Raw genomic sequence first — 2,513 nt, forward strand, 5'->3', positions numbered from 1 at the left:
GGGTCCCCGTCAATTCCTTTGAGTTTTAATCTTGCGACCGTACTCCCCAGGCGGTCAACTTCACGCGTTAGCTGCGCTACTAAGCCCCGAAGGGCCCAACAGCTAGTTGACATCGTTTAGGGCGTGGACTACCAGGGTATCTAATCCTGTTTGCTCCCCACGCTTTCGTGCATGAGCGTCAGTATTATCCCAGGGGGCTGCCTTCGCCATCGGTGTTCCTCCACATATCTACGCATTTCACTGCTACACGTGGAATTCCACCCCCCTCTGACATACTCTAGTCCGGTAGTTAAAAATGCAGTTCCAAGGTTGAGCCCTGGGATTTCACATCTTTCTTTCCGAACCGCCTGCGCACGCTTTACGCCCAGTAATTCCGATTAACGCTTGCACCCTACGTATTACCGCGGCTGCTGGCACGTAGTTAGCCGGTGCTTATTCTTCAGGTACCGTCATCAGTTCCGGGTATTATCCGAAACCTTTTCTTCCCTGACAAAAGTGCTTTACAACCCGAAGGCCTTCATCGCACACGCGGGATGGCTGGATCAGGGTTTCCCCCATTGTCCAAAATTCCCCACTGCTGCCTCCCGTAGGAGTCTGGGCCGTGTCTCAGTCCCAGTGTGGCTGGTCGTCCTCTCAAACCAGCTACGGATCGTTGCCTTGGTAGGCCTTTACCCCACCAACTAGCTAATCCGATATCGGCCGCTCCAATAGTGAGAGGTCCTAAGATCCCCCCCTTTCCCCCGTAGGGCGTATGCGGTATTAGCCACGCTTTCGCGTAGTTATCCCCCGCTACTGGGCACGTTCCGATACATTACTCACCCGTTCGCCACTCGCCGGCAAAAGTAGCAAGCTACTTTTCCGCTGCCGTTCGACTTGCATGTGTAAGGCATCCCGCTAGCGTTCAATCTGAGCCAGGATCAAACTCTTCAGTTTAATCTCTGTTTAATTGCCATTTAACTGTTTAAATAGGTAAATGGTCGCTGCTTCACTCAAAAGAAATAACGTTTATAGTGATATAAACCTTACTTCTGTATTTCAAGTGAGCGCTTAAAATATATATTGTTAGCATCACAATCTAACCAGGTACCCCCGGATAGACCATGTTGCGCACTCATTCCAAGCGCCCACACTTATCGGCTGTTAGTTGTTAAAGAACATTTTTCTTCTTGCTCCCATTGGACCAAGCGGTGACATTGCGCTGTCACATTCGGCGTTCATACTTAATAAAGTAGGAATCGCATACTGTGAAATTCTGTACTACCTAAGTAAGTGACGACTAACTCAGTCAACAACTTACCCTACCGCTTCTGCCTCTTGCCGCTGTCACACCGTTGTGTGTCATCAGCAGAGAAACGAGATTATGAAGCATCTGGTTTCTATTGTCAAGACTTTTTTGCAACAGCTCGAAAATTTCTTTTCTCACTCACTTCCAAAAAAACCCTGCCACTGACTGCAAAACCACTTCACTTCTCAGTAGCGTAGCCCGCTATTATGAATCACTTTGAAATAAAAAGCAAGAACTATTTTCACTTTCTAGATCTTCATGATCAGCCTTCTGTTTCCTTATCGACCGCTGCCAAGGCAACCGCCAAAAACATAAAACCACTCATAACTGCTCGCCACACCGGCTGCGATTCCCCCACCCCAAACATACCGAAGTATATTAACAACGCCTTGATTTACCTAAAGAATTTGCCGCTCTTGCGGTACCCTTCTTGAGGTGCCCTGCGTTGTTTGTTAAGCAGGAAAGATCGAAACTATAGCAAGCCATTTGCCCCTTGGCAAGCCTCATCGACAAAATACTTTGCCCCGCCCCATCCCTTTTTGATCCGTAATTACCCTAAGCGCATGATTTGATTCAGATTCGCTTTTTTGCGACATTTCTTATTCTTTTTACGCGCCCCCCAATGATGTCCGTTTTTTGCGACAAAAATGCAACATCACCGCTCAATCGCAATAACGCAGGCAGCGGTTTCTCACCGTTTTTTTCGGCAAAACTGCGCTAACTATGCCCTGCTCGCCACGCTCTCGGGCGCTGTTGGTCAGAATCCATGTGGGGTTTAGTCCAAAAACGACAATGTCTGCGCTCAAAACTATTGGGAGCGATCGATACATGCCTACCCGCCTGGGAAATGACCAGTTCGACTGGGTTTCGCCGATGAGTAGACCATATCAGTTGAATTACAAGACCATATCGCCCTGACTCTAACTAACAGCCCTGTATGGATATCTACTGACAGCCAGATTCCCAGGCCACTAATCGCTAACTTGTAACTATCCCCTAAAATAATACAGCTGAAGCGTAGAATTTTTCTTACACTAAGAAAAAAGGATTTTTACGATGAGCAAACGGATGACAGAAAGCCAAATTGTGGCGATGTTGAAAGAAGCGGAAGCTGGGATACCGATTAAAGAGCTGTGCCGCAAGCATCATGTAGGTAACTCCACATTTTATAAATGGCGAGCCAAATATGGCGGCATGGAGCTCTCCGACGTAAAACGACTCAAAGAGC

The 2,513-nt window shown here is 47.7% G+C and carries 1 protein-coding gene and 1 rRNA gene; one reads left to right on the forward strand and one right to left on the reverse strand.

Annotated features, from left to right (window positions below; genetic code table 11):
* Window positions 1–933, reverse strand: a 16S ribosomal RNA gene (locus CAP48_RS19400); the annotation flags it as partial.
* Window positions 934–2,341: 1,408 nt separating this feature from the next.
* On the opposite strand from CAP48_RS19400, the gene CAP48_RS20510 reads away from it, so the two are divergent.
* On the forward strand, window positions 2,342–2,513 hold a 172-nt coding region (locus tag CAP48_RS20510; RefSeq protein WP_153045728.1), incomplete at its 3' end, for a transposase.

Origin of the sequence: Advenella sp. S44, assembly GCF_002810445.1 — a bacterium.
Classification (GTDB): Bacteria; Pseudomonadota; Gammaproteobacteria; order Burkholderiales; family Burkholderiaceae_B; genus Advenella.